The sequence below is a fragment of the Mesorhizobium album genome (assembly GCF_033977205.1).
Taxonomy (GTDB): domain Bacteria; phylum Pseudomonadota; class Alphaproteobacteria; order Rhizobiales; family Rhizobiaceae; genus Mesorhizobium; species Mesorhizobium album.
In genome coordinates this window covers 36390-61927 of sequence record NZ_JAVIIW010000026.1, presented here as the reverse complement: position 1 = coordinate 61927, position 25538 = coordinate 36390, and the positions used below count along the sequence as shown (strand labels likewise).

25 protein-coding genes and 1 pseudogene are annotated in these 25538 nt (G+C 63.4%); 14 read left to right on the top strand and 12 right to left on the bottom strand.

Annotated elements, in window-relative coordinates:
* Window positions 1-61: 61 nt before the first annotated feature.
* Window positions 62-484, bottom strand: coding sequence for a DUF1127 domain-containing protein (locus RFN28_RS21395; protein ID WP_320289208.1), 423 nt, complete (start codon window positions 482-484; stop codon window positions 62-64).
* On the opposite strand from RFN28_RS21395, the gene RFN28_RS21390 reads away from it, so the two are divergent.
* Both RFN28_RS21390 and RFN28_RS21385 read left to right on the top strand, forming a co-directional pair.
* Window positions 465-1856 carry an ATP-binding protein gene (locus RFN28_RS21390; protein ID WP_320289207.1) on the top strand — a complete coding sequence of 464 codons (1392 nt, stop codon included), beginning with the start codon at window positions 465-467 and terminating at the stop codon, window positions 1854-1856. The two genes, RFN28_RS21395 and RFN28_RS21390, sit on opposite strands and share 20 nt — an antisense overlap.
* On the top strand, window positions 1814-2926 hold the full coding sequence (locus RFN28_RS21385) for a hypothetical protein (RefSeq protein WP_320289206.1): 1113 nt from the start codon (window positions 1814-1816) through the stop codon (window positions 2924-2926). The genes RFN28_RS21390 and RFN28_RS21385 overlap by 43 nt, the downstream gene beginning before the upstream one ends.
* Window positions 2927-3049: 123 nt before the next feature.
* Here the strand turns inward: RFN28_RS21385 and RFN28_RS21380 are convergent, their stop codons facing one another.
* A complete protein-coding gene (locus RFN28_RS21380; protein WP_320289205.1) occupies window positions 3050-4180 on the bottom strand; it encodes a glycosyltransferase in 1131 nt (376 codons plus the stop codon).
* A gap of 8 nt (window positions 4181-4188) precedes the next feature.
* A complete protein-coding gene (locus RFN28_RS21375) occupies window positions 4189-4752 on the bottom strand; it encodes a polysaccharide biosynthesis/export family protein (protein ID WP_040969219.1) in 564 nt (187 codons plus the stop codon).
* 264 nt (window positions 4753-5016) lie between these two features.
* On the opposite strand from RFN28_RS21375, the gene RFN28_RS21370 reads away from it, so the two are divergent.
* From RFN28_RS21370 to egtD, 3 genes are all read left to right on the top strand, one after another.
* Window positions 5017-7197, top strand: a complete 2181-nt coding sequence (locus RFN28_RS21370) for a GumC family protein (RefSeq protein WP_320289204.1) — start codon at window positions 5017-5019, stop codon at window positions 7195-7197.
* 332 nt (window positions 7198-7529) lie between these two features.
* Window positions 7530-8795, top strand: coding sequence for an ergothioneine biosynthesis protein EgtB (gene egtB, locus RFN28_RS21365; RefSeq protein WP_320289203.1), 1266 nt, complete (start codon window positions 7530-7532; stop codon window positions 8793-8795).
* A gap of 12 nt (window positions 8796-8807) precedes the next feature.
* Complete coding sequence (gene egtD, locus RFN28_RS21360; protein ID WP_320289202.1) at window positions 8808-9803, top strand: L-histidine N(alpha)-methyltransferase; 996 nt, start codon at window positions 8808-8810, stop codon at window positions 9801-9803.
* On the opposite strand, the gene RFN28_RS21355 is transcribed toward egtD, so the two are convergent.
* The gene (locus tag RFN28_RS21355) at window positions 9800-11029 is read right to left on the bottom strand and encodes a GNAT family N-acetyltransferase (protein ID WP_320289201.1); all 1230 of its coding nucleotides are present in this window, start codon (window positions 11027-11029) and stop codon (window positions 9800-9802) included. The genes egtD and RFN28_RS21355 overlap by 4 nt on opposite strands.
* A 90-nt stretch (window positions 11030-11119) precedes the next feature.
* Here RFN28_RS21355 and RFN28_RS21350 point away from each other — a divergent pair, with 90 nt between their 5' ends.
* The gene (locus RFN28_RS21350) at window positions 11120-12175 is read left to right on the top strand and encodes a polysaccharide deacetylase family protein (protein ID WP_320289200.1); all 1056 of its coding nucleotides are present in this window, start codon (window positions 11120-11122) and stop codon (window positions 12173-12175) included.
* 125 nt (window positions 12176-12300) lie between these two features.
* Here the strand turns inward: RFN28_RS21350 and RFN28_RS21345 are convergent, their stop codons facing one another.
* Window positions 12301-12516, bottom strand: a complete 216-nt coding sequence (locus RFN28_RS21345; protein ID WP_320289199.1) for a DUF2842 domain-containing protein — start codon at window positions 12514-12516, stop codon at window positions 12301-12303.
* Window positions 12517-12667: 151 nt separating this feature from the next.
* Here RFN28_RS21345 and RFN28_RS21340 point away from each other — a divergent pair, with 151 nt between their 5' ends.
* A complete protein-coding gene (locus RFN28_RS21340) occupies window positions 12668-13759 on the top strand; it encodes a COX15/CtaA family protein (RefSeq protein ID WP_320289198.1) in 1092 nt (363 codons plus the stop codon).
* A gap of 28 nt (window positions 13760-13787) precedes the next feature.
* Here the strand turns inward: RFN28_RS21340 and argC are convergent, their stop codons facing one another.
* Together argC and speB are read right to left on the bottom strand one after the other, a co-directional pair.
* Entirely contained in the window at window positions 13788-14720 is a 933-nt protein-coding gene (gene argC, locus RFN28_RS21335) for an N-acetyl-gamma-glutamyl-phosphate reductase (protein WP_320289197.1), read from the bottom strand.
* A gap of 29 nt (window positions 14721-14749) precedes the next feature.
* On the bottom strand, window positions 14750-15751 hold the full coding sequence (speB, locus tag RFN28_RS21330; protein WP_320289196.1) for an agmatinase: 1002 nt from the start codon (window positions 15749-15751) through the stop codon (window positions 14750-14752).
* A gap of 124 nt (window positions 15752-15875) precedes the next feature.
* Here speB and RFN28_RS21325 point away from each other — a divergent pair, with 124 nt between their 5' ends.
* Entirely contained in the window at window positions 15876-17090 is a 1215-nt protein-coding gene (locus RFN28_RS21325) for an acyltransferase family protein (RefSeq protein ID WP_320289195.1), read from the top strand.
* Between the two features lie 83 nt (window positions 17091-17173).
* Window positions 17174-18232: a glycerophosphodiester phosphodiesterase family protein gene (locus RFN28_RS21320; protein WP_320289194.1), complete on the top strand. Its 1059-nt coding sequence runs from the start codon at window positions 17174-17176 to the stop codon at window positions 18230-18232.
* A 213-nt stretch (window positions 18233-18445) separates the two neighbouring features.
* Here RFN28_RS21320 and RFN28_RS21315 read toward each other — a convergent pair whose 3' ends face one another.
* The gene (locus RFN28_RS21315; protein ID WP_320289193.1) at window positions 18446-19321 is read right to left on the bottom strand and encodes an aldo/keto reductase family oxidoreductase; all 876 of its coding nucleotides are present in this window, start codon (window positions 19319-19321) and stop codon (window positions 18446-18448) included.
* A 96-nt stretch (window positions 19322-19417) separates the two neighbouring features.
* Between RFN28_RS21315 and RFN28_RS21310 the strand changes: the two are divergent.
* A pseudogene (locus RFN28_RS21310) lies at window positions 19418-20325 on the top strand (LysR family transcriptional regulator).
* A gap of 53 nt (window positions 20326-20378) precedes the next feature.
* On the opposite strand, the gene rpsI reads toward RFN28_RS21310, so the two are convergent.
* The 3 genes from rpsI to RFN28_RS21295 all read right to left on the bottom strand — a co-directional run bounded on the left by rpsI (window position 20379) and on the right by RFN28_RS21295 (window position 22009).
* The gene (rpsI, locus tag RFN28_RS21305) at window positions 20379-20855 is read right to left on the bottom strand and encodes a 30S ribosomal protein S9 (RefSeq protein WP_292121170.1); all 477 of its coding nucleotides are present in this window, start codon (window positions 20853-20855) and stop codon (window positions 20379-20381) included.
* A complete protein-coding gene (gene rplM / locus RFN28_RS21300; protein WP_320289192.1) occupies window positions 20855-21319 on the bottom strand; it encodes a 50S ribosomal protein L13 in 465 nt (154 codons plus the stop codon). Before rplM ends, rpsI begins: the two co-directional genes overlap by 1 nt.
* Window positions 21320-21607: 288 nt before the next feature.
* Window positions 21608-22009: an SRPBCC family protein gene (locus RFN28_RS21295; protein WP_320289191.1), complete on the bottom strand. Its 402-nt coding sequence runs from the start codon at window positions 22007-22009 to the stop codon at window positions 21608-21610.
* 91 nt (window positions 22010-22100) lie between these two features.
* Here RFN28_RS21295 and RFN28_RS21290 point away from each other — a divergent pair, with 91 nt between their 5' ends.
* Entirely contained in the window at window positions 22101-22694 is a 594-nt protein-coding gene (locus tag RFN28_RS21290; protein ID WP_320289190.1) for a TetR/AcrR family transcriptional regulator, read from the top strand.
* Window positions 22695-22700: 6 nt separating this feature from the next.
* On the opposite strand, the gene RFN28_RS21285 is transcribed toward RFN28_RS21290, so the two are convergent.
* On the bottom strand, window positions 22701-23147 hold the full coding sequence (locus RFN28_RS21285) for a PaaI family thioesterase (RefSeq protein WP_320289189.1): 447 nt from the start codon (window positions 23145-23147) through the stop codon (window positions 22701-22703).
* A 152-nt stretch (window positions 23148-23299) separates the two neighbouring features.
* On the opposite strand from RFN28_RS21285, the gene RFN28_RS21280 reads away from it, so the two are divergent.
* From RFN28_RS21280 to RFN28_RS21270, 3 genes are read left to right on the top strand one after another with little or no spacing between them, the layout of a single operon-like run.
* Window positions 23300-24121: an enoyl-CoA hydratase gene (locus RFN28_RS21280; protein ID WP_320289188.1), complete on the top strand. Its 822-nt coding sequence runs from the start codon at window positions 23300-23302 to the stop codon at window positions 24119-24121.
* 45 nt (window positions 24122-24166) lie between these two features.
* The gene (locus RFN28_RS21275; RefSeq protein ID WP_320289187.1) at window positions 24167-24943 is read left to right on the top strand and encodes an AAA family ATPase; all 777 of its coding nucleotides are present in this window, start codon (window positions 24167-24169) and stop codon (window positions 24941-24943) included.
* Window positions 24940-25461 carry a CoA-binding protein gene (locus RFN28_RS21270; protein WP_320289186.1) on the top strand — a complete coding sequence of 174 codons (522 nt, stop codon included), beginning with the start codon at window positions 24940-24942 and terminating at the stop codon, window positions 25459-25461. The genes RFN28_RS21275 and RFN28_RS21270 overlap by 4 nt, the downstream gene beginning before the upstream one ends.
* Window positions 25462-25538: the final 77 nt, after the last annotated feature.

Below are 25538 nucleotides of genomic sequence, written 5' to 3'. Positions count from 1 at the left end.
TCTCGACGCCGGTGACCCCACGCGTGCCTTTCATAGTTATCGGCGCCGTAGGGGCTTGCGTTCATGTTGGCGTCGACTTGGCTGGCGTACGGCTCGCACCGAGGTCGGTGAGATCGGGGTGGAAATCGGCAGCGATTGACGGTGGCCGGTCGCGCTCCGCTGCCCGGAAGGAGATCACGCCGTTTTCGGCACGGGAAAGACCAATATCTTCCAGTTCGGCAGAGTTTAGCCGGTCGAGTATCCGGCGATCCCGATGTCGCGCCGCCATGAGTGCGAGGGCGGATTTAGCGGCCGAAACGGTCGCAATGAGGATACGCTGAATACGAATGTAGGTGGTTTGGCGGCGCTGCATCGTGGGTTCTCCGTTGCGAACGACCGAAGGATGCGGATGCGCCGACGGAAAATCCTTGATGCGATGCTGAAATCTTCTGTAGCGTTTCTGTGAGGTCAATTCAGGATTGGCGATGGCGCTGTCTTTCGGCAATTTCGTGCTGGATGAGCGGGAGCGTTCACTGACCGGTCCGCAAGGGGCGATTGACCTCAGCGCACGCAGCATCGACATGCTCTTCGTGTTTCTCGAGCGGCCCAATATGCTGGTCGAAAAGCGCGAGTTGTTCGATATCGTATGGCCCGGCACGATCGTGGAAGAGAACACCCTCCACGTTCACATATCGGCCCTGCGCAAGGCCCTCGGTCCAGACTTCGTCGCAACCATCCATGGTCGCGGTTATCGATATGTGGGCCCACCGCCCAAGCGCGTCCAAGGGTCCGAGATACCTGCCCTTCGGTCCGGCGGCAACCTGTCGCGTTACCGGCCGGAATGCATCGCGCGGGAGCTTGAGATCAAAGGCCTCGTCACGCTCGTCAATCAATACCCATTGGTCACTACCCTCGGTCCGGGCGGCGTCGGCAAGACTACGCTGGTCCTGAAAGCGGCCGAGGAGCTCGCTCGCGGTTTTCCGGACGGCGTGTGGGTTGTGGACCTGGCATCGATCTCCGACGGAAGCCTGGCCGAGAGCGCGATCATGCAGGTCCTGGGCATTCCGGTCAGAACCGAGACCGCCCAGCAGCGAGCCATCCTCGATTTGCTGAGGCCGTTGGCGGCGCTCCTCGTCCTGGACAATTGCGAGCACGTCGCTCACGCCGTCGCAAACGTTGTTCGCTCCCTGCTCTACGAAGCCGTGAAGCTGAAGATCGTCGCTACGTCACAGGTCCCGCTGGGACTCGGTGAAGAGCACATTTTCAAGCTCGCACCTTTCAGCATCGACGCAGCATCCGCAAGCGAACGTTCGGCTGCCGAAATATTCTTTATCCGCTGCTATGAAGCGCAGGGGGAATCCCTTGCCGCCGACGAACTGCCTCTCGTGAGACGACTTTGCACCCGCCTCGACGGGATCGCTCTTGCCCTCAAGATGGCGGCGGCAAGATCGGCAACCCTCGGCCTCGGCGAGGTGGATCGCCAGTTGGCGGAACATCTGGCCGAGCTTTCAACCGGACGAGGCGATGCATCCGGGCGGCACCGATCATTGGCGGCGTCACTGGAGTGGAGCTATGGCATCCTCACCGAGGACGAGCAAAGGGCTCTGAGGGCGCTTGGCGTTTTCCAGGGCAGCTTCACGCTGGATGGTGCTCGCGCCGTGATCGGAGAGCATGCCGACGATCATTTGACCGAGCTGGTCCGGCGGTCGCTGGTCGCGCGCGACGGCGGCGATCGGACGCGCTACAGGCTGTTGGAGACGACCCGGCATTTCGCTCTGCAGGAATTGGCCAAGCTGTCGGAGGAGCAGAACGCGCGGCGTGTCTGGCGGACCACATGCTGCGCCGTTTCGAGGAAAGCCTGGCCAGATGGGAATTGATTTCCGATGCCGCGTGGGTAGCGGCCTATCGGCCGGACACCGATAATCTGCGCTCGGCCTTCGAATGGGCCAGGTCAAATGCCAATTGGGGCTTGTTTGTCGGTTTGGCCGCAGCCAGTTATCGCTTTTGGATGGAAGCTCAACTCGGTGGCGAAGGCCTTCGGTTTGCCGAAGCCGCTGTCGCCTTCGCCGAACACGTCAGCCCTTCAGTCCTCGGGCGTCTTCTTCTTGCAGTGGGGGAGCTGGCGCGGATCAATTCCCAGGACCTGCGCGCGATCGAAGCGCTTACCCAGGCGGTGGAGCAATTCGACGCCGAGGCGAACGATGAGCAGCTGGCGCACGCTCTCGTTCTTCTTGGGACCACGCTCAACTTCGCCAGTCGTCGTCCCGAGGCTGGCCCGATCTTCGCGCGGCTCGAGGCACTGTCGGGCACGCTTGCGCCATCAAAGCTGAAGGCCTGGACTCTTGTCTCGATTGGCTTGTGGCTGTTGACAGGTGGAGAAGATGTCGCCGGATTGGCCAAATGCCAGGCGGGATTGGCGATGCATCGGTCGTGCGGAAACGAGCGCGGCCTGTTCCGCTCGACAATGTATCTGGCGGAAATGATTCACAGGAAGCAGGATCATGAAGGCGCGCTAACTCTCGCCAAAGGCATCTTGCCAAACCTTCGGGAACGCGGCAGCTCGCATGAACTCGGCGCTCAGCTTAGCAACCTTGCCTGCTATTCTATGGCGCTCGGCAACAGCGAGGCGGCCAGGGACGCCATCAACGAAGCGTGGAAATATCTGCCGCGCGATCACGGGTCATGGCACTGGTGCATCATCCAAAACGCTACTGAACTCGCGGCACGAGACGGAAGATTGAGCGACGCCGCGCTCCTGTTAGGCTTTGTCGATCATTGCTTTGATGAGTGGCCCGACGGCCGGCAGCCCACCGAGGCTGCCCAACGGGAGAGGATCGAGGCCATTTTGTCGGCGCAGCTCGAACCCGAATCCTACGCTATGCTGTGCGGGAGGGGCCGGTCGTTGAGCTTGTTCGAGGCGGACGTACTTGCGGGTTTCGAGCGATGATCTGCGGCTTCCGAGTCGAGCCTAGAGCCGTTCACCGTTTCACGGAAATGGCGAACCGCTCTATCTCTTTGTTTTGACGCAATTCCGGACGGAAAACCGTTTCACACTTTTCCTGGAATTGCTCTAACCGCGAAGCGCCGCGAAATACGCTTTCTCGATCTCGGCTGCCATCACGTCGGCGCCAAATCGCGCTTTCAGCTCATCGCCCAGCGGCATCAGCTTCCGGTAGGCGCCGGGGTCGTCGAGGGCCGTTTTGAGCTTGTCGGCGAGCTGGCCGGCGTCCGGCCGGATCAGGGCAGGGGAGGTTTCGCCGAAGATTTCCGGAATGCCGCCGACCGCGGTCGCGATCATCGGCCTGCCGGCGGCCAGCGCCTCGAGCACGATGTAGGGCATCGCTTCCGCGCGCGACGGCACGACGATCAGCCCGGCCTGCGCGAAGGCATCTCTCGCCGGCATAGGCGGCAGGAAACGGACGTGGTTCTTCAGTCCGAGCCGTTCCACCTGGGCGTGGTAGCGCGGCAGGTCGTCGCCGTCGCCGACCATCACAGCGCTCAACTGGCGGCCTAGCTCACTGCCGGCCCGCGCCAGCGCGTCGATGAAGATGTCGGGACCTTTGAGGTCGCGCATCATGCCGATGTAGAGAAGGTCGGCGGCATCCGCCGCCGTCGCCACCGGTTCGAACTCGACGGCGCGCAGGCCGTTATAGACCAGCCTGTTGGGCACAGGCGGCTCGCCGACCTTCCGGCGGTATGTTTTGCGCTCGTAATCGGAAACGAACAGCAGACAGTCGGTGAAGCGTGCCATGAAGCGCTCCAGCGCGAAGAACAGCTTCCCGGTGGCCGTCGTTTCGTCATAGTGCAGCGAGCCGCCATGCGGCGAATAAAGGCGGGCCACGCGAGACCTTGAAACCCGCAACAGTGAGCCGAACAGACGGGCGTAGGCGCCACCCTTGGCGCCGTGCCCGTGCAGCACGTCCGGCCGCAATTCCTTGATGATTCGATATGTGCGCCGGGCCGCCGCGATATCGCCCGGCCCGATATGACGCTGCATCGGCGTGCGATGGATGCCCAGCGCCAAGCTCTCCTTCATCGCTTCGAACAGCCGCTCCTCATAGTCGCCGCCCGTGGTCGAATCGCAGACGATGCCCACGGAATGGCCGGCGGCGACCTGCGCCTCGGTCAGGTCGCGCACATGCCGGAAGATTCCCCCGACAGGTGAGCGAAAGCAGTGGACGATGCGGAGGTGAGCCGCCACGTTGATTTTCAGAACAGGCGTTCGCGGACGTAGACGGTATCGCCGGGCAAAAGCGGGTCGGATGTCTGCACCCTGCCGGTCATGACCTTGCCGTTGATATCGCGGGTGATGTCGACGCTTTCCTGGTTGGCGCGCGGCGTGAAGCCTCCGGCGATAGCGATCGCCTTCTGCACGGTAAGCCCCGGCACGTAGGAATACTGCCCTGCGGCGCCGACTTCGCCCATGACGAAGATCGGCCGATAGCGATCGATCTCGACCGAGACGTCTGGATCGCGCAGATAGCCTTGGCGCAATTTGTCGGCGATTTCCTTCTCGAGCTGCTGGGCGGTGTGGCCGCGCGCCGGCACGGCGCCGACGAGCGGGAAGGAGATATAGCCGGACTGGTCGACGCTGTAGGTGTTGGTCAGCCCGTCCTGCTCGAATACGGTGACGCGGATGCGGTCGCCAGCGCCGAGCCTGTAAGGCTGGTCGAGCACTTCATGGAAGGCGGCGGGCGTCGGGCGGTAGCTGGAACAGCCGGTAAGCAGCGACAAGGCAAGCAAGGCGCGAAAGAGACCAGCAGTGCTTTTCATGATCGGACACGAACCTTCATCGCTCTCGCCACCGGTGCGGCGGCCAACCCCAGGAAGCGGGTCTGTTATCATCCTGTTAGGGTTAATGGTCGGTAAAGGACGGTGAACGGAAAGAGCGCCGACAGGCAAAAAGCCCAATTGTTCTATTGCCTTCGCACGATGTTCTTTGAGGGTCCCCTAATAGGCATGCATTCCGGTCTTAACGGCTGAGTTACCATAGTTGTTTACGGTCCATCCTCGACTCAAAGTTCCGGAGCAGGATGCATGTCCGTTCAGTCCGCGGCCGCAGATGTCGATGTCGATCTGAGGCAGCTCTTCGCCAGTCTGGCGAGGAACTGGCTGCGCATTGTTCTCGTCACGCTCGCTGTCACCGGGCTGGCATTTGCCTTCGCCTGGCTGGCGACGCCGCAATATAAGGCGGTGGCCAAGCTCGAGATCGGACCGCGCGAATCGGTCTTCACGCGGCCGGCCGGCGCAGCCAATGACGACAAGCCGGCGACCGACGAAGAGGCGGTGGCCACCGAGGTTCAGATCATATCGTCCCCGGACATCCTCAAGAAGGTGGCGTCGGACCTCGATCTGGAGAAGTTGCCCGAATTCGACGAGACGCTGAAGATGTCGGCGCTCAGTCGCGCGCTCGTCCTTGTCGGCTTGAAGAGCGATCCCTTCGACATCCCGCCGGAAGAGCGCGTGCTCAAGGCAATGCACGATAAGATCAACGTCTACAGCATTGAAAAAACGCGCGTTATCGCCGTCGAGTTCTCCTCCAAGGATCCGCAGCTCGCGGCGAAGATTGCCGACGCTGTCGCTCAGGCCTACCTCGCCTCCAAGGGTAACGCGAAGAAGGAATCGAATACTGCCGCCACGGGCTTTCTCGGCCCGGAGATCACCGATCTGCAGAATCGGGTGAAGGAGGCCGAAGCCAAGGTCGCCGCCTACCGCGGGCAATCCGACCTCTTGATGGGCGGCAACAATTCGGTGCTGGCGACCCAGCAGCTCTCCGAATTGTCGACCGAGCTTTCGCGGGTGCGCGCCAATCGCGCCGCCGCCGAGGCGACGGCCGACAGCGTGCGCAAGGCGCTCCAGAATGGCGGCACCCTCGACAGCGTGCCGGAAGTCCTGTCTTCCGAATTGATCCAGCGCCTGCTCGAGCGGCAGGTGGAGCTCAGGACCAGCATTGCCGACCTGTCGACCACGCTGCTCGACAACCATCCGCGCATCCGGGCGCTGAAGTCGCAGCTTGCCGATCTCGACGGTCAGATCCGCAACGAGGCGCAGAAGATCCTGAAGGGATTGGCGACCCAGGCGCAGACGGCCAAGGCTCGCGAGGACCAGCTCGTCCAGGAGGTCAACCAGCTAAAGGTCGCTTCGGCCCGCGCCGGCGAGCAGCAGGTGCAACTCGACGCGCTGCAGCGGGATGCCAATGCCCAGCGCCAGCAGCTTGAATCCTATATGGCGAGCTATCGCGAGGCGGCTTCGCGCGCGGACCGCAACTATCTGCCGGTGGACGCCCGCCTGCTCTCGAAGGCGCAGGTGCCGACCGAACCCTATTTCCCGAAGGTCGGCCCGATCACCGGCGCCGCCGCGGCCGCGTCGCTGCTGTTGATGGCGATCGGCACGCTTCTGAAGGAATTATTCTCCGGCCATGCCATGCGCCCGGCCGCCGGCGCCCAGTTCGAGCCGATCGAGCAGGTGGCGATGCCGGTGGCGCGGACAGAGCCCGCGGTCATCGAAGCCGACGACGAAGACCGCGATGATTCAGCCGCCGGCGACCAAATCGGAGAGAGCGCCGAAGACACCGAGGCCGGTGAGTCGGTCGCCGAAACGCCTGAGCCCCGGCAGTCCAGGCTGGGCGAGATCGACGTCGAAAAGGCGGCGGAGAAGCTGATCGCGTCGGGTGCCGCGCGCGCCATCTTCGTCTCCCCCGAGGGCGACGAGGCGGCGGCGACTGCGGTTCTGGTGGCGCGAGAGGTCTCCGATGCCGGCCTGCGCGTGCTGCTGCTCGATCTCACCGCCTCGGGCGCCGCTTCGCGCCCGATGCTGGAAAGCGGACTGTTTCCCGGCATCACTAATCTCCTGGCCTCCGAGGCGCAGTTCAGCGATGTCATCCATCCCGATCTTTATTCGGACGCGCATGTGATTTCGGTCGGCACCGCCGATCCGGTCCGCGCCATGCGGGCCGCGGACAGGCTGCCGATCATCATGCAGTCGCTGACCACCGCCTACGATCTTGTGGTGGTCGAATGCGGTCCGGCCGACGCGCAAGGCATCAGCCGCCTTGTCGGCGACGGCACGGAAGTGTTCCTGTCGATGCTCGAAGCCGACGATGAGGTGACGCAGGCGGCGGTGAAGCTGATCGAGAACGGCTATCCGGATGTAACGCTGGTAACGCCGGTCGGCCATGAGCCGGGAAATCCGTTGCCGGGGCGTCGCTCGGCTGCATAAGGCTGGCGCCAGCCGGCGTCCTGGATCGCCGAAACGACACGATCGACTCGGCCGGCAACGCGAAAGAACCGTCGTGGCCGAGCCCCTTGGCCGCCGCTTTCGCATCCCGGCGAGTGCGGACAACGCGGGATTTGAGAGCCGATTCCGAGGTAGAGCCGGTCAGCGCGGATCACCCTATCGTGAGGAGAATTGCCGTCAGATCGGCCCGCCGTCCTAAAATAGTCCTGCGGCGGTTGCGCATGGTGGCCACTGCCCTATCTCCCGGCAGATGTTGTCGGAAGGCACGTGTAATCTTGCCAACCGCCTGAGTGTTACCTGACCCGGAGGTTTTGATGCCTGCCGCCACATCTAGCGTACTGCAGCAACCCGACTCGCCAAGTGCATCCGCGCCTATCTCCCAGCTTTCAGCGACCGCACCACGCGCCGACTGGATAGCGGCTTATGAGACCGTTCGGACGGAGACCGAACGGCGCGCCGCGCCGCTCTCCGCCGAGGACCAGCTCGTTCAGTCCATGCCCGACGCAAGTCCGATCAAATGGCATCGCGCCCATGTCACCTGGTTCTTCGAGCAGTTCCTGCTGGTGCCCTACGCGGCAGACTACCGCATTTTCGACGAGCGCTTCCCGTTCCTGTTCAATTCCTATTACGTCAGCGCCGGGCCGCGTCACGAGCGGCCGAGACGAGGACTGATCACCCGTCCGGATGTCGAGACAGTCACGGCTTACCGACAGCATGTCGATGCGGCTGTCCGCGCTCTCATCACCGAGGCCGACAATGCGCTGTTTGCAACCATATGTTCTATACTGGAGGTCGGGCTTCATCATGAGCAACAGCATCAGGAATTGATGCTGACCGACATCCTGCATGCCTTCGCGCAAAATCCGGTGCTGCCGACATATGATTCCGAACGGCGCTGGCCGGAAACCGCGGGCGAGGGCGGCGCGTTTGCCGAACTCGCGGAAGGCGTCCAAACCATCGGCTATGATGGCGACGGCTTCTCCTACGACAATGAAGGTCCCGCGCATCGGGTGCTCGTCGGGCCGGTGCGGATCGCCCGCTCGCTTGTCACGAACGGTGACTGGATGCGCTTCATGGCCGATGGCGGCTATGAGACGCCGACGCTCTGGCTCTCGGACGGCTGGACGACGGTCCAGGCGGAAGGGTGGAAAGCGCCTCTCTATTGGCGCGAGGTCGACGGTGCCTGGTTCAGCCTGACGTTCGCCGGTCTCGAGCCCGTCGATCCCAACCTGCCAGTCTGCCATGTCAGCTATTACGAAGCGGACGCGTTTGCGCGCTGGGCGGGCAAGCATCTCCCGAGCGAAGCGGAATGGGAAGTGGCGGCGCGGAGCGGCCTGCTCGACGATGCCTTCGGCCAGGTGTGGCAGTGGACGCGCAGCGCCTATCTGCCCTATCCCGACTATCGCGCGGCGCCCGGCGCGCTCGGCGAATATAACGGCAAGTTCATGGTCAATCAGATGGTGCTGCGCGGTAGTTCGCTTGCCACGCCCGAAGGCCATGCCCGTCACAGCTACCGCAACTTCTTCTACCCGCCGGCACGCTGGCAATTCACCGGGCTGCGGCTCGTCGACTATCACTGACGGGGTGCAGCAATGATAGCGACCACCGCACGAAAGGCCCGCCCTGCCGCGACGGAAGACGAGGCGGCCTTGGAATTCGTGACCGATGTCGTGGCCGGCCTCGAGGCAAAACCGAAGCGCATCCCCTCGAAATATTTTTACGACACAGCCGGCTCGCTTCTTTTCGAGGAGATCACGCAGCTCCCTGAATATTACCCGACCCGGGTGGAGCGCGGCATCCTTACCGAAAATGCCGAGGCGATCGCCGCGCTGTTGCCGGCGGGCAGCGCGCTCGTGGAATTCGGCAATGGTTCGAGTGCCAAGACACGCATCGTCCTGCGTGCGGCTAGTGAGCTCTCAGCCTACGTGCCCGTCGATATCGCCGCCGAGTTCCTGGAGGAACAGGCCGAAACCTTGCGGCACGAATTTCCATCCCTGAATGTGCTGCCGGTGGCCGCCGACTTCACCAGAGCCTTCGACCTGCCGGCGAGCCTTCGGACGGTGCCGCGGATCGGCTTTTTTCCGGGCTCCACGATCGGCAATTTCGAGCCGCCGGATGCTGCTGGATTCCTCCGTCTGGCCGGACGGAGCCTCGGCGCGGGCGCGGTGATGGTCATAGGGGTTGACCTTATCAAGAACGAGGCTGCCCTCCACGCCGCTTATAACGACGCTGCCGACGTGACCGCCCGTTTCAACCTCAACCTGCTTGCCCGTATCAACCGGGAACTCGACGGCGACTTCGATCTCGACTCATTCGAGCATCGGGCGTTTTTCGACCACGAATGCTCACGCATCGAGATGCATCTCGTAAGCCGCGCAGCTCAGCGCGTGTCGATCGACGGCCATTCGTTTGATTTCGCGGAAGGCGAGACGATCCATACGGAGAACAGCTACAAATATACCGTGGAGTCCTTCCGGGCGCTCGCCCGTGAGGCGGGCTGGCAGCCTATCAAGGTCTGGACGGATAGCGATGGCTGGTTCTCGCTCCACGTTCTCGTGAACGAGACCGCCAACCCCTCCGCCAGCTAACTGTCGTCCTCGGCAACGGCGGGCGCTGCCTGTCCGGCAGCCTTCCGGCGCAACATTTTGGTCAGCTTCCAGACCGTCGGATTGTTCTTGATGAACGCCTTTGCCCGCGCGCCTTGCCGCAGCGCCGTCGCCAGCGCGCGGCCCTTAAGCGTCAGCGGCGCAAGCACCTCGAAATGCTGGACCTCGATGTCGCACCAGAGCCGCTTGTAGGGCTCGTCGCCGACCGAGAAATCGTAGACATCGAAGCCTTGCTCGCAGGCATCCTGGATGTTGTCGAAGAACAGGAAGTCGCCGGGGCTGGTGAAAGCGAGATCGTCCTCGGCGATCGCGCCGAACTCGCAGATCAGGCGTTTGCCCGAGCGGCTTGAGCCGGTGACGGCGCGAAGTTTCCCCGCCACCTCCAGCCCATGCAGCAGGAAGGATGGCCTTTCCTTGGCAAGCGCATCGGCAAACAGCGCCCGGAAGAAGGCGCGCACCTCTTTATCGCCGAAGACATTGGCGATTCCCATCTTGGCAAAGCGCACCTCCTTCATGTCGAAGAAGGCGTCGAGCAGCCTTTCGACCTCTTCAGGCGTGCGCGCCTCGATGCGGCGGAAGCTGCCGACGGCCTCGAACTTGCGCGTCTGCGAGCGGTGCTTCTTGCGCTTGCGCTTGCCGCTGGCGCGGGAAAGCAGCGCGTCGAAGCCTCCGTCGAGATCGACCGCGAGCGCAAGATTCGGACTCGTGAAATTGGGCAGCGCGGCGAGCGGATTGGCGACGCCGTCGAGATCGGGCAGCAGCCTTTCCAGCGAAACCAGGTCGATGTCCGGTCGCGCTTTGGCGATGGCCGTGAGGAGGGAGCGGATTGCCGAGCGGTCGATCCTGGGCAGCAGGCGAGCGTCGGCAGCGGGGAAATTGCCGTTGGCGTGACGTCTACCCGCGAAACGGGCGACGCGGAACGGACCGCCTCGGGCGACTTCCAGGGCCAGCGAAAGCGCCGGCAAGTTTCCTTCGCGCAGGGTGGCGATGACGATGTCGGCCTTGGTCTCGGTCGCCCAGTTGCGCACCCAGGACGCGCTCTGCGCCGGGGCAAAAAGCGCCGATGCACAGAATTCCGCGTAGCCGGCGAGGCCGGCTGCGTCGCTTACAGTCGCCGCCAGCCGTCCATGGTTCGAGGCGATCGCGCGCGCCGGCGCTTCGTTGGCGGCGACCCGATTGCCGTCAAATGACGCGGCGGCGTCAACCATCCCTCAATCCTTAAGACGTATTGGTTGCAACCTGGGGTTCGCATAGGCGCAAGTCGTGCTTGGATGAGCCTAAGCGAAAAAGGTGAAGGAATGATCGACGGGGGCGAGGCAATCCGGAAACTGGCCTTGAACGTTGCCCGCTACACCGGTCTCGCTCCGCTGGCGAAGCCGTTTGTCGGCGGCATCGGCGCCATCCTGATGCTGCATCGCGTCACCGCGACGCCTGAGAGGCCGAACAGCGTCAATCGCCACCTGAACATCGCCCCCGCCTTCCTCGACAGGCTGATCGCCGACATGAAGGGAAGGGGCTATGCCTTCGTCAGTCTGGACGAAGCCATCGAGCGCATAGAGGCGGGCGGCAAACATGGTCAGTTCGCCACCATCACCGCCGACGACGCCTATCGCGACAACATGACGGAGGCGCTGCCGGTGCTGGAGAAGCACAGTGCGCCGATCACCATCTATGTTGCGCCAGGCCTGATCGACGGCGCCGTCGACCTGTGGTGGGACGTCGTCGAGGATATCGTCGACATCAGCTCGCGGCTTATCCTGAGGACCGCGACTGGGGAGACGGTCGTCGATTGCTCGACACCCGGCAGAAAGATTCAGGCTGTTGCTCGGCTGAATGCCTGGTTGACCCTTGAAGTCCCCGAAGAAGAGCAGGGCGTTGCCCTGCGCGCGCTGGCGCGCTCGAACGGCATCGAGCTTGGCAGAGGCCCCGGCACGCTGATGAGCTGGGACGAGATCCGCGCGATGGCCGCGCATCCGCTGGTGACGATCGGCGCGCATACCGTCAATCACCGCAACCTCAAGCGGCTTTCCGAGTCGGATGCGCGCCACGAGATCGGTGACGTCCGCCGAATTCTCAAGGAAAAGCTCGGGCAGGAGCCGCGCCATCTCGCTTATCCTTACGGCTATGCCAGCGCGGTCGGGTGCCGCGAGGTGGGTCTTGCCCGCGATGCCGGCTATGTCTCCGCGGTGACGACCCGGCACGGCGTGCTGAGAGCCGAGCATTCCGATTTCCCGCATGCGCTGCCGCGCATCTCGGTCAACGGCCGCTACCAGAGCGTCGCCCATATCCGCACGATGCTGTCAGGCGTGACGACGCCGCTCGCCAACGCCGGCAAGATGGTCGTCACGATCTAAAGCAATTCCAGGAAAAGTGCGCAGCCGTTTTCCGTCCGGAATTGCGACAGGCAAGGAAAGCAATTCCAGGAAAAGTGCGCGGCGGTTTTCCGTCAGGAATTGCGACAAACAGAAAGCTATTCGTTTCAGCGCTTTGGCGGCGGCTCGATGATCAGCCATTTGATGATGCCCATGGCCGGCAGCACCCAGAGCAGGCCGCTGAACAGGAAGAACAGGAAATGCACCGTCGCGCCGTATTCGGCAAGTCTGGTGACCGCGATGGCCGAAGCAATCAGCGCGTAGATGATGACCAGCGCCACCAGCAGGATGGTTCCAATCAGCTTTTTCAGGCGAATGGGCATGTCGCGGTCCCGTTGATCCGTCTCGCTTAGGCCGAATGCCAAGCGGGCGCAACCGTCGCGGCCCGGCGCGACGGCGTGCCGCGCTGTCCGGTCTTGCCAGCCGGGCGGCCATGGTCCACCAATCGCGCGTTTCAACTGCCGGGAACCTCTCATGGCCGCCATCACCGCCACGGCCCCACACGCCGCCCGCGCCCGCGATCTCTACAACCGGGCGCTGGTGCGCGGCTGGCTGTATTTCGTGGTTCTGGTGCTGTTTGCGCTGGTGCTGGTCGGCGGTGCCACCCGGCTCACCGATTCCGGCCTGTCGATCACCGAGTGGCAGCCGATCCACGGCGTCATCCCGCCGCTCAACGATGCCGAATGGCAGGAAGAGTTCCAGCGCTACCAGCAGATCCCGCAATACACCGAGCTCAACAAGGGTATGAGCATCGAGGCGTTCAAGTCGATCTTCTGGTGGGAATGGGTGCACCGCATCCTGGCGCGCAGCGTCGGCGTGGTCTTCGCCTTGCCGCTTCTGTTCTTCTTGGCGACGCGCCGCATCGAGCGCGGCCTCGGACCGAAACTGGCCGGCATCCTTCTGCTCGGCGGCCTGCAAGGCGCGATCGGCTGGTGGATGGTGGCTTCGGGTCTTGTCGACCGCGTCTCGGTCAGCCAGTACCGGCTGGCCACGCATCTGACGATCGCCGCGCTGATCTTCACCGCCACCATGGTGGTCGCGCGGGGCCTTGCGCCGCATTCGGAGCCGGCCGCCGGCCGCTCGACGCAACGGCTCGCCGGCTTCATCGTGTTTTTGGCGCTGATCCAGATCTATCTCGGCGGGCTGGTCGCAGGCCTCCATGCCGGTCTCTCCTACAACACCTGGCCGCTGATGGACGGCAAGGTGATCCCGGCTGATCTCCTCCTGCTGAAACCCGCCTGGCTGAACTTCTTCGAGAATCCGAAGACGGTGCAGTTCGTGCACCGTCTCGGCGCCTACACGCTCTTTGTGGTGGCGCTCTGGCATATGATCGCGACATGGCAGCGCCAGCCCGGCACCACCCACGCCCGCCGCGCCACGCTTCTGTTCCTGCTGGTGCTGGTGCAGGCCTCGATCGGCATCGGCACGCTCCTGATGCAAGTGCCGCTGCATATGGCGCTGACCCATCAGGGCTTTGCCATGGTCGTGCTCGGCTTCGCCGCTGCGCACTGGCGTGGCACCAAGGGTGCTTATCCACTGCCGACTGAGATCGCCGTCAGGGGCTGAGCCGGATATTTAGCGACCGATAGCTCGCTCAGTGCTTGATGCCAAGCATCAGGTCCAGGTTCTGCACGGCAGCACCCGACGCACCCTTGCCGAGATTGTCGTAGACGGCGAGCAGCAGCGCCTGCGCCCGCTCGTCATTGGCGAACACATAGACCTTCATCCGGTTGGTGCCGTTATAGATCTCTGGGTCGATCTCCGGCAGGCGCTCCATATGCGTATAGGGCGCGACCTCGACCACGCCGCCGCCAATCGAGGCGTAATGGTCGGCGATCGCCGCATGAAGCTCCGCGCCCGTCGGCACGCGGTCAAGGCCACCGAGTTGCAGCGGCACCACCGTGATCATGCCTTGCGCGAAATTGCCGACCGCCGGCTGCATGATCGGGTCGTGCGACAGCTTCGCATAGGTCCTGAGCTCCGGCACATGCTTGTGTTGCAGTGTCAGCCCGTAGGGCAGGAATTCGGGCGCGTCCTCGCCCTTGCCGACATAATCCTCGATCATCGGGCGGCCGCCGCCGGAATAGCCGGAAATGCCGTTGACGGTGACCGGGAAATCGGCGGGCAGCAGGCCGGCCGAGACCAGCGGACGCAGCGTCGCGATCGGGCCCTGCGGCCAGCAGCCGGGGTTGGCGACGCGCTTGGCGTTGGCGATCTTCTGTGCCTGGTCCTTGTCCATTTCGGCAAAGCCATATTCCCAGCCTTCGGCCACGCGGTGCGCGGTCGAGGCGTCGATCACCTTTGTCGTGTCGTTCGCAATGAGCGACACGCTCTCCTTGGCGGCGGCGTCCGGCAGGCAGAGGATCGCGACATCGGCGGCGTTGAGGAATTCGGCCCTGGCGGCGGCTTCCTTGCGGCGCTCCGCGGGGATGGAGATGATCTCCAGGTCGTCGCGGTCGGCCAGCAGCGCCCGGATCTGAAGGCCTGTTGTGCCATGCTCGCCGTCAATGAAGATTTTCGGTTTCATTGGTTACAAAATTCCCTGCGATTTCAAGACTATATTCCGTTAGCATTGTGTAGCACGGCATGAGTGCCGTTGTTCAGGTCCTCAAGCCGCGCCTTTCGTTCGGCCACCAGGCCTAAATAATGCATGGCAATGATCGATCCAGCGATCGCCGTAATATCGGCATGATCGTAGGCCGGCGCAACCTCGACCACGTCGGCGCCGACGATATCGACCTGGCCGAGCTGGCGCAGCGTTGAGAGCATCTTGGCCGAGGATGGGCCGCCGGCCACCGGCGTGCCGGTGCCGGGCGCGAAAGCCGGGTCGAGGCAGTCGATGTCGAAGGTGAGATAGGTCTTCCTGCCGCCGGTCCGGTCGACGATGGCATAGGCGATATCCGAGGCGCGCATTTCCTCGACCTCATGCCCGTAGAGGATCTTGATGCCGAACGTGTCCGGCGCATGGGTGCGGATGCCGATCTGGATCGAGCGGTCGGGATCGATAATGCCTTCATGCACCGCGCGGGCGACGAAAGAACCGTGGTCCATGCGCTTGCCGTCGTCCGGCCAAGTATCCTGATGCGCGTCGAACTGCACCAGCGCCAGCGGCCCGTGGATCGCGGCATGCGCCTTGAGCAGCGGCCAGGTGACGAAGTGGTCGCCGCCGAGCGTCAGAAGGAAGGCGCCCGACCTCAGGATCTTGGCAGCCTCCCGCTCGATCGTGGCCGGCGTCTTCTGGTGGTTGCCGCTGTCCAGCAGGCAATCGCCATAGTCGACCACCGCGAGCCGTTCGAACAGGTCGCGATAGAACGGGTATTGCGGATCGTTGTCGAGGATCGCCGAGGCGCGGCGGATCGCCTGCGGCCCGAAGCGGGCGCCCGGCCGGTTGGTAACCGCGGCGTCAAAGGGAATGCCCCATACGACCGCGTCCGCGCCCTTGACGTCCTTGGTGTATTTGCGCCGCATGAACGACAGCGCGCCGGCATAGGTCGGCTCGAGCGACGCGCCCGTCTTTGAACGGGCGGTGAAGGCGTGGTCGATCTCTTTGTTCGCCATTACGGGTCCTCGGTTGTCATCGGGCAGCCACAACTACAGAAGCGGCACGCAACTTGCCAGTCACAGCTTGCGGATACGGAATGGCGCTCGGCGAGTGCCACGACAACACAGGATTTGTCTCACCATGACGCAGGCCGCCTTGCTCAACCTCGTTCCGGCTCCTGCTGCGGCCCGGACCGGCACGATGGCGGGTGAGCGCTTCATGGTGCTCGATTCCTGGCGCGGCATCTGCGCGCTCCTGGTGGCGCTGTTCCATTTCCCCACGACGTCGATGATCTCGCAGAGTGCCTTCGTCGGCGGCTCCTATCTCTTCGTCGACTTCTTCTTTGTGCTCTCCGGATTCGTCATCGCCAGCTCCTACGGCAGCCGGTTCAGTGAACCGGACGAGCTTGCCCGTTTCGCCCTGGTGCGCTTCGGACGCATCTATCCGCTGCATCTCCTGATGCTTGCCGCCTTCGTCGCCTTCGAGGCGCTGCGGCTCGCCCTGCCGGCCCTGCATGGAACGGGCGCCGCGCCCTTCACCGGCGGCTTCGATTTCAGGAGCCTCGTTGCCAACCTCCTGCTGCTGCAGGGCATGGGGGTCGAGGATCATCTGAGCTGGAATGCGCCGAGCTGGAGCATCTCGGCCGAATTCTTCACCTATCTGCTTTTTGCCGGCGTGGTGTTCGCGACCGGCCGCCGCGCCTGGATATGGTTCATCGCCGCGGTTGTGACGGCGCCTTTCTTTCTGCTGGCCTTCTCGACCCGTCATATGGACGTGTCCTTCGATTTCGGCTTCATCCGCTGCCTTTACGGCTTCTCGCTCGGCGCGCTGCTTGCCTGGTTTCAGCACGATTCCATTGCAGAGGCGCGACAGGCGATGGCCGGCGGGGCAGGGCGCATCGCCTGGACGCTGGCCGAGCTCGCCATGATAGCGGCGATCGGAATCTTCGTTTCCGTCGCCGGAACCAACGGCGCCGGCATCACGGCACCCGTCGTCTTCGCACTGGCGCTTCACCTCTTCGCCCATGAGGGCGGCTTGATCAGTATGCTGTTGCGCAGCCGGCCGATGCTGCCGCTCGGCTCGCTCTCCTATTCGATCTACATGGTCCACATTTTCGTCCAGGCGCGCATGATCAATGCCGGCGGCCTGATCGAGCGCAGGCTCGGTATCGATATTGTCGGCGACATCACGCTGCGCGGCGACCAGGTGACCGGCTTCGGCGCTGGCTCGCCATGGATCGGCTTCGCGGCTTTGACGGCGATGCTGATCGCCGTCATCGTCGTTTCCTGGCTCACCTGGCGGTTCTTCGAAATGCCGGCGCTGGCTTGGTTTCGTCGCCTCGCCAGGCGGATTTAACCAAACAGCTAGCCGGCTTCGTTCACCGCCCTGTCATGGACATCGCCTAACCGGGTCCCGACCCGGAACGGAGCGATTCACTGATGCGAACACTCTGGCTGAGCCTTCTTCTGTCCGCCACGCTTGCAGCCATCCCTGGCCAAAGTGTAGCCGGCGAAACACGGGCTGCCCAAATCCTCGACCGCTTCGAACACGCCAACCAGTGGCGCGACCATGTCATGATCGCCGCGCATCGCGCCGGCAGCATGCAGGCCGGCAAGACGCTCTATGCCGAGAATTCGCTTGCCGCAGTCGAAGCTTCGATCGCGATAGGCGCCGAGATCGTCGAGGTCGATGTCAGGCGCTCTAAGGACGGCGCGTTCGTCATCATGCATGACAGCTGGCTCGACCGCACCACCACCTGCAAGGGGGAGGTGGACAGCTTCACTCTGGCCGAGCTGAAGAAATGCCGATTGGTGATCGAGGGCACCGGCGCCGTCACCGACGAGACCGTGTCGACGCTGCGCGAGATGCTGACGGCGACCAAGGACAGGATCCTGATCAACCTCGACAACAAGCTGGAGGTTGCGGACCTGCCGGGCATGATCGCGGTGGCGCGCGATCTCGGCATGGCCGATCAGGTGATCGTCAAGGAAAACCTGTGGAACCGGCAGCGCATCGACGCGGCCAGGGCTGGGCTCGGCCAAGCCGGCGGCGGTTTCCAGTTCATGCCGATCCTTGCCGACGACGCCGTGCATGACGCCGCCTTTGCCAAGGAAGTAGGCCGGGCATTTTCTCTGCGCGCGGTAGAGCTGATCAATTGGCGAAACGGCGCAGAGACGCTGACCGAGACCGGCGGCCCGCTGTTCAGCACCCGCATGCGGGCAGAAGCGGTGCGGGGCAACTGGCACCTCTGGGCCGATACGTACGCCATCGTCAACAAGCCGGGCGGTTTCCTCGCCGGCGGCCGCGGCGACGCGCTGGCGGTCGCCGCCAACCTGCCGCGCGAGGCCTGGGGCTTCTGGGTCGACCGTGGTGCCACCATCATCCAGACCGACGAACCGAAGGCCGCGATCGAATGGCTGGCGGCGAATGGATATCGGGTGCCGTATGCCGACGAGGCACGGCCGGTGGAGCCGGCGCATACGGCGAGCATCAACTAAGAGCCGGCGCTGGAGCGAGTAATCTCCCCCTTGTGAGGGAGATGCCCGGCAGGGCAGAGGGGGACGCTATCCCGCCGGCCTTTCAGTCCGTTGATCCCACATTTGCGATTACGGTCGCGAGAGATACCCCAGAGATTGGTGCTCCTTCGTGCCCGCTCTGGCCTGCCGGCCATCTCCCCCAACAAGGGTCCACAAAGGGGGGAGATCAGCTAATCACGCCGCTTTCGCGACTCCGTCCAACTCGCTCAGCACATCCCCCGGCGGCAGCTCCAGTTCCGCCGCCGCCAGGTTCTCTTGGAGATGCTCAGCCGACGACGTGCCCGGGATCAGCAGGATGTTGGGCGAGCGTTGCAAGAGCCATGCGAGCGCGACCTGCATCGGCGTGGCGCCAAGCCGTTCAGCGACACCCGACAAGGTCGAGGACTGCAATGGACTGAAGCCGCCGAGCGGGAAGAACGGCACATAGGCGATGCCGTCGCGGGCAAGCTCGTCGATCAGCGCGTCGTCTTGCCTGTGAGCGAGGTTGTACTGGTTTTGCACGCAGACGATCTCGCAGATGCGGCGGCCTTCCGCGATCTGCGCACGGGTGACGTTGCTCAAGCCGATATGGCGCACAAGGCCCTGGCGCTGCAACTCGGCAAGCGCCGCGAGCGGCGCTTCGATCGAACCTTCCGCCGGGCCGTGGGTGTCGAACATGATGCGCAAATTGACCACGTCGAGCACGTCGAGCCCGAGATTGGCTAGATTGTCGTGCACGGCTTGCGTGAGTTCCTCGGGCGAATAGGCCGGCAGCCAGGGCGCATCGTTGCCGCGGCGGGCGCCGATCTTGGTGACGATGACGAGATCGTCACGGTAGGGCGCCAGCGCCTCACGGATCAGCCGGTTGGTGACATGCGGGCCATAATAGTCGCTGGTGTCGATGTGGTTGACGCCATTCGCCACCGCTTCGCGCAGCACGGCGATTGCTGCGTCATGGTCCTTCGGCGGACCGAACACGCCCTTGCCCGCGAGCTGCATGGCGCCGTAGCCGAGGCGCCGGACCGGGCGGTCGCCGAGCTTGTATGTGCCGGATTTGTATGTGCTGGACATGGTCGCTTCTCCTCGTCTGTCGAGGAGGGAAATAGGTCATATTCGTTGTCTCGATAACCGCCTATAGTCGGGACAACTTGTACGGAATCGCGAACAATGGCTGACCTGAACGATCTCCAGGCATTCCTGGCGGTAGCGCGCGCCGGCGGTTTCCGCGAGGGAGCGCGCGCAACGGCGGGCAGCGCGTCGGCGCTCAGCGAAGCGATCCGGCGCCTCGAAACCCAGCTAGGTGTGCGGCTGTTCAACCGCACCACGCGCAGCGTCGCCCTCACCAATGCTGGTGCTGGATTGCTGGCGCGGCTCGGCCCGGTGAGGTCGAGGCAGCGCTCGACGTGGTGAACGGCTTTCGCGACAGGCCGGCCGGCACCTTACGGCTCAACGTGCCGGCCAGTGCCTCGCGTTTAGTGCTGCCGAAGATCGTTCCCGGGTTCCTCGCCGCCTATCCCGCGATCCGACTGGAGGTGATTGCCGAGGAGAGTTTTGCCGACCTGCAAGCGGCCGGTTGCGACGCAGGCATCCGCTACGACGAGCGGCTGGAGCAGGACATGATCGCGGTACCGATCGGACCGCGCGTGCAGCGCTTCGCAACGGCCGCTTCGCCGGCCTATCTCGAAAGGCATGGCTGGCCGCAACACCCGCGCGATCTGCTTAACCATGCCTGCCTGCGCGGCCGTTTTTCGGGGCGCGCCGTGGCGCCATGGGAATTCGAGCGTGACGGCGAGGTGGTTCGAGTCGATCCATCCGGGCCGCTGCTCGTCACCTTGGGCGGCGCTGTCGATCTCGCTGTCGACGCGGCGATAGCCGGCACCGGCATCGTCAACCTGTTCGAGGACTGGCTTCGCCCATATTTCGAGAACGGTGCGCTGGAACCGGTTCTCGAGCCCTGGTGGCAGCAATTCTCCGGACCGTTCCTCTACTATCCCGGACGGCGCCTTGTGCCCGCGCCGCTGCGCGCCTTCATCGACTACATCAAGACGCCGGCCGGGCGCGGACAAGCCGCTTGAAAAACAAAAGGCCGCCCGGAGGCGGCCTTTCGAAAGCTTGCAGGTATAGAAGCTTAACGCTTCGAGAACTGGAAGCTGCGGCGGGCTTTTGCCTTGCCGTACTTCTTGCGCTCGACGACGCGGCTGTCGCGGGTCAGGAAGCCACCCTTCTTGAGTACCGAGCGCAGCGCCGGCTCGTAATAGGTCAGCGCCTTGGAAATGCCGTGACGCACGGCGCCCGCCTGGCCGGAGAGCCCGCCGCCGATGACGGTGGCGACGATGTCGTACTGGCCGGCGCGGTTCGCAGCGACGATCGGCTGGTTGAGGATCATCTGCAGCACCGGACGCGCGAAATAGCTCGCGAATTCCTTGTCATTGACGGTGATCTTGCCGGAGCCCGGCTTCACCCAGACGCGCGCGATGGCGTTCTTGCGCTTGCCGGTGGCATAGGCGCGGCCCGACTTGTCGAGCTTCTGGACATGGACGGGCGCGGCCGGCTGCGCGGCGGCAGTGACAGTCCCGAGTTCTGCGAGCGAGGAAAGCTCAGCCATTACGAGGCCCTCTTGTTCTTGGGGTTCAGCTTGGCCACGTCGAGCGTGACGGGCTGCTGAGCGGCGTGCGGATGTTCGGCGCCTGCATAGACGCGGAGATTCTTCATCTGGCGGCGGCCAAGCGGGCCGCGCGGGATCATGCGCTCGACGGCCTTCTCGACGACGCGCTCGGGGAAGCGGCCCTCGAGCAGCTGGCGCGCGGTGCGCTCCTTGATGCCGCCGGGATGGCCGGTGTGCCAGTAATAGACCTTATCGGTGTACTTCTTGCCGGTGAACACCACCTTGTCGGCATTGATGACGATGACGTTGTCGCCATCATCGACATGCGGGGTGAAGGTGGGCTTGTGCTTGCCGCGCAGATGGTTGGCGATAACAGTGGCGAGGCGGCCGACGACGAGACCCTCGGCGTCGATCAGCACCCACTTCTTCACCACATCCGCAGGCTTCTGCGAAAAGGTAGTCATGGTTTTGCTCTCAGGTTGACCTTCCTCGTCCACGAGGACAAGGAAAGGCGTTTCTTGTTGCTTGGATTGGCGAGGGCGCCAGGCCATTCGCCAATAACAAAACGGCGGCCGTTGCGGGCCGCTGCTTCGCGAGGGCTTATAGGCGAGGGCGCCAGGCGCGTCAAGGCGATCGAAAAGTCCTTTGGCGCACAAAGTGATGCAAAAACAATCGGTTGTAACAAAGGTATTATTTTACCCCATAGAGGCGCTCCGGCCGATGACCGGAACGCCCTGCGATGCGTCCGGCCGTCAGTTGGCGGCTTCGAGCGAGCGGCGGATTTCGGGCGCGAGCTGGTCCATCGCAGTGGCAAGCCAGCCGCAGAGCTCGTCCGGCGCGGTGTCATGGATCCAAACCAGCCTGCTGCGCCCATCGTTCTCCGCAAAGACCTGCATGGAGGTATTGTCGTGCCTCACCACTTCGCCTTCCCATGCCCAGACGATCCGTCGCGCCTGCTCGTCGCGGGCAATCAACCTCTGGTGCACGACCTTGCCGTTGTCAAAGGTCATTTGCCGCAAGTCGGGTTCGACCAGCCGGCAATCCACGAAGATGTCCGGCGTTGTCAGCCTGGGTCCCTCGGCAAAGTTGCCGACGGTCTGCCAGACGCTCTGCGGCGATGCATCGACGATCATTTCCCTGATAACTGATCCCATTTCGGCACCTCTCGTTTGAAGTAGACAATTCTGTCTACTAGACAGACCTGTCTGTATGCCGGAAAACGGGACACGTCAAAGGATATTCGGGATGGCGGACCACACTGCTGACATCACTGACACCGGCCGCGAGAGTTCCGCGCGCAACCGCATTCTGGATACGGCGACGACGCTCTTCTATGCCGAGGGCGTGCACACAGTCGGCATAGATCGGATCATCGCGGAGGCCGGCGTGGCGAAGGCCACGTTCTACAAGTACTTTCCGGCCAAGGACGAGCTCGTCCGTGCCTATGTCCAGAACCAAAGCCGGCTAGGGCGGGCCGCGATCGACAGGATCGGAAAGCGGCCGGCTCGGGCCATGATCCTGGCTATCTTCGACCTTGTTGCGGATGCCGCCGCTCAACCTGGCTATCGCGGCTGCCCGTTTCTCAATGCGGCCGCCGAATATCCGGACCCGGGCCATCCGGTGAGGCAGGCGATCGGCGAGCACAGGAGTTGGAAGCATGACCTCCTGTGCAGTCTGCTCGCCGCCGACGGCAATCCCGATCCGGAAACCGCCGCCGACATCCTGACGGTCGCCGGCGACGGACTGCTCATCGCCAGCCACCTCGACAAGCCTGCAAACTTGCGCCAACTTATCCGCGAGACGGTCTTGCAGATTATGGGGTCGTCGGCGGGTAGATAAATTTAGCTAACGCTTCGGTGGGATCGAATAGGTGCCGGTCGCGTGCGCCACGGTGTGCCTGTCCGGGCCGGCGACGATGTCGATGTCGAAGACCATCAGGCTCTTTCCGAGCTTGAGGATGCGGCAATGGCCGTCGATCGGCCCGGCTTCGGCCTTGCGCATGAAGTTGATGTTGAGATTGGTGGTCACCGAAAGCGCGTCTGGCCCGGCGTGGCTGAGCACGCAGACATAGCCGCCGATGTCGGCCAGCGTGAACAGTGAAGGACCCGAGACCGTGCCGCCCGGGCGCAGATGCCGCTCGTCGGCGTTGAGCCGAACCGTGCAGCCGCCCGGAAACACTTCAAGCGCTTCGTAGAAAGAGAACTGGTCGTTGAGCTGCGGATAGACGCTTGCCATCAGCGCATTGACTTCCGCTGCTGTCAGCACCGGCTTGAGATTGCTTTGAGCGGCCATGCGCGATTCCTATATACGGGGGAAGTTCCAGGCGCGGCGCCTGGACCAAACGGTGCCACGGAGAAAACACGTCTCGCAGCTGTTCTTCAATCGGCAGCATGCTAGTTCTGTTGCTCCATGAACCGCGAGCGCTGACCCGAGAGGTTTAGAAAGTGGCTGAAGTTGTCGCCATCAAGCCGGCTGTCGCCGACGGCCCCGTTCTTGCCACCCAGGACATGGGTGTGCTGCGCCTGACGCTTGCCAGCCCGCCCGCCAACGCGCTCTCTCTGGCGATAATGGCGGCCCTGCAGGCGGAGTTCGATCGTGTGAAGGCCGACAAGTCCGTGCGCGTCATCATCCTGGCGGCGTCCGGCAAGGTGTTCTGCGCCGGGCATGACCTCAAGGAAATGACGGCGCATCGCGCCGAACCGGATCGCGGTCGCGCCTTCTTCGAACAGACCTTCGCCGCCTGCGCGAACCTGATGCAGACAATCGTGCGTCACCCGAAGCCGGTGATCGCCGAGGTCGATGGCCTGGCGACCGCCGCCGGCCTGCAGCTTGTCGCGAGCTGCGATCTCGCCATTGCCTCGCATGAGGCGACCTTCTGCACGCCGGGCGTCAATATCGGCCTCTTCTGCTCGACACCGATGGTGGCGCTGTCGCGCAACGTCTCGCGCAAACAGGCTATGGAAATGCTGCTCACCGGCGAGACGATCGACGCGGCGACGGCCAGGGAATTTGGCCTCATCAACCGCATCGTGCCGCGCGAATATTTGAATCAGGTTGTCAACAAATACGCGCAAACCATTGCTTCCAAATCGTCTTTGGTGGTCAAGACCGGCAAGGAAGCCTTCTACGCCCAGGCCGAGATGGGGCTGGCCGACGCCTATGCCTATACCGGCCGCGTGATGGTGAAAAACATGCTGGCGCGCGACGCCGAGGAAGGCATCGGCGCCTTTATCGGCAAGCGCAAGCCGGAATGGACCGACGAATAGCGGGTCCCAGGATGCCGCCGCGCTTTTCCAATCTGAAGGTGTAATTTGGCTGCCCGCAAGCAACTGACGCGGCTGAAGGCGCCTTATCTCAAGCGCATCCTGCTTGAGCCGTCGCGCGTTGCGAACTGGGAAAAATATCCTTGGAGCCTGCAGATCTTTCGGGATCGCGAATTCGAGTTCGAATTTACATCGGCCATCACCATCATCGTCGGCGAGAACGGCACCGGCAAATCGACACTGCTCGAGGCCATAGGCGCGCTGGCCGGCTATGACGAGGCCGGCGGCGGTAAAGGCTATATGCCTGTCGACCACTCCGGCGCCATCGACAAGAGCGGCGCAGCGCTCGCGGCGGCTTTGCGCGGCCATTGGCTGCCGAAGGTTACCGCGGGCTGGTTCTTTCGCGCCGAGTCCTTCTATTCAGTCGCGCGCTACCTCGATCGAGCTGCGCTTGACGCTGGCGCGGCACCACCCGATTTCCTGTCATGGTCGCATGGCGAAGGTTTCATCCGCTTCTTCGAGGAGCGGTGCCGCCGGCAAGGCATATACATCCTCGACGAGCCCGAAAGTGCGCTTTCGCCGACGCGCCAGATCGAATTACTGAAACTGCTTCAGCGCATGGAGCGCTCCGGCACCGCCCAGGTGATCATGGCGACGCATTCGCCGCTGCTGATGGCCTGTCCGAATGCGCGGCTGTTCCGCATCAGCCGCTTTGGCCTCGATCCGACGGATTTTCACGACACCGATCATTTTCGCATGATGCGCGACTTCTGCAGCGATCCGGCTGCCTTTCTCGCCGAAGCGCTGTATGAGGACGATCCATGAATCACGACACGTATGACAACACTTACATCGCCGGCATCCTGAACTCGGTGAAGACGATTGCGATGGTCGGCGCCTCGCCAAACGACGTGCGGCCGAGCTATTTCGTGCTGAAATACCTGCTGGCCAAGGGCTTTTCGGTGTTGCCGATCAATCCCGGTCATGCCGGCAAGCAGATCCTTGGACAGACGGTCTATGCCAGCCTGGCCGACCTGCCGCATCCGGTCGACATGGTCGACATTTTTCGCGGCTCGGCGGCAGTGCCGGGCATCATCGACCAGGTGCTGAAGCTCGATCCGCTGCCCAAGGTGCTGTGGATGCAGCTCGGCGTGCGCCATGACGAGGCGGCCGCGCGTGCCGAGGCCGCCGGCATCAAGGTGGTGATGAACCGCTGCCCGAAGATCGAATACGGCAAGCTGTCCGGCGAAATCGGCTGGACCGGCGTCAATTCCGGCGTGCTGTCGTCGAAAAAACCCTTGATGCGACAGGGTTTTCAGAGTTTCGGCATCCGGCAGAAATAGGCGGGCTATCAACCGCGCAAAATTATTCCGGGAAGAAATGGATTTTTCCCGACGTTCGCCGCAAATCGCTTGCCGAA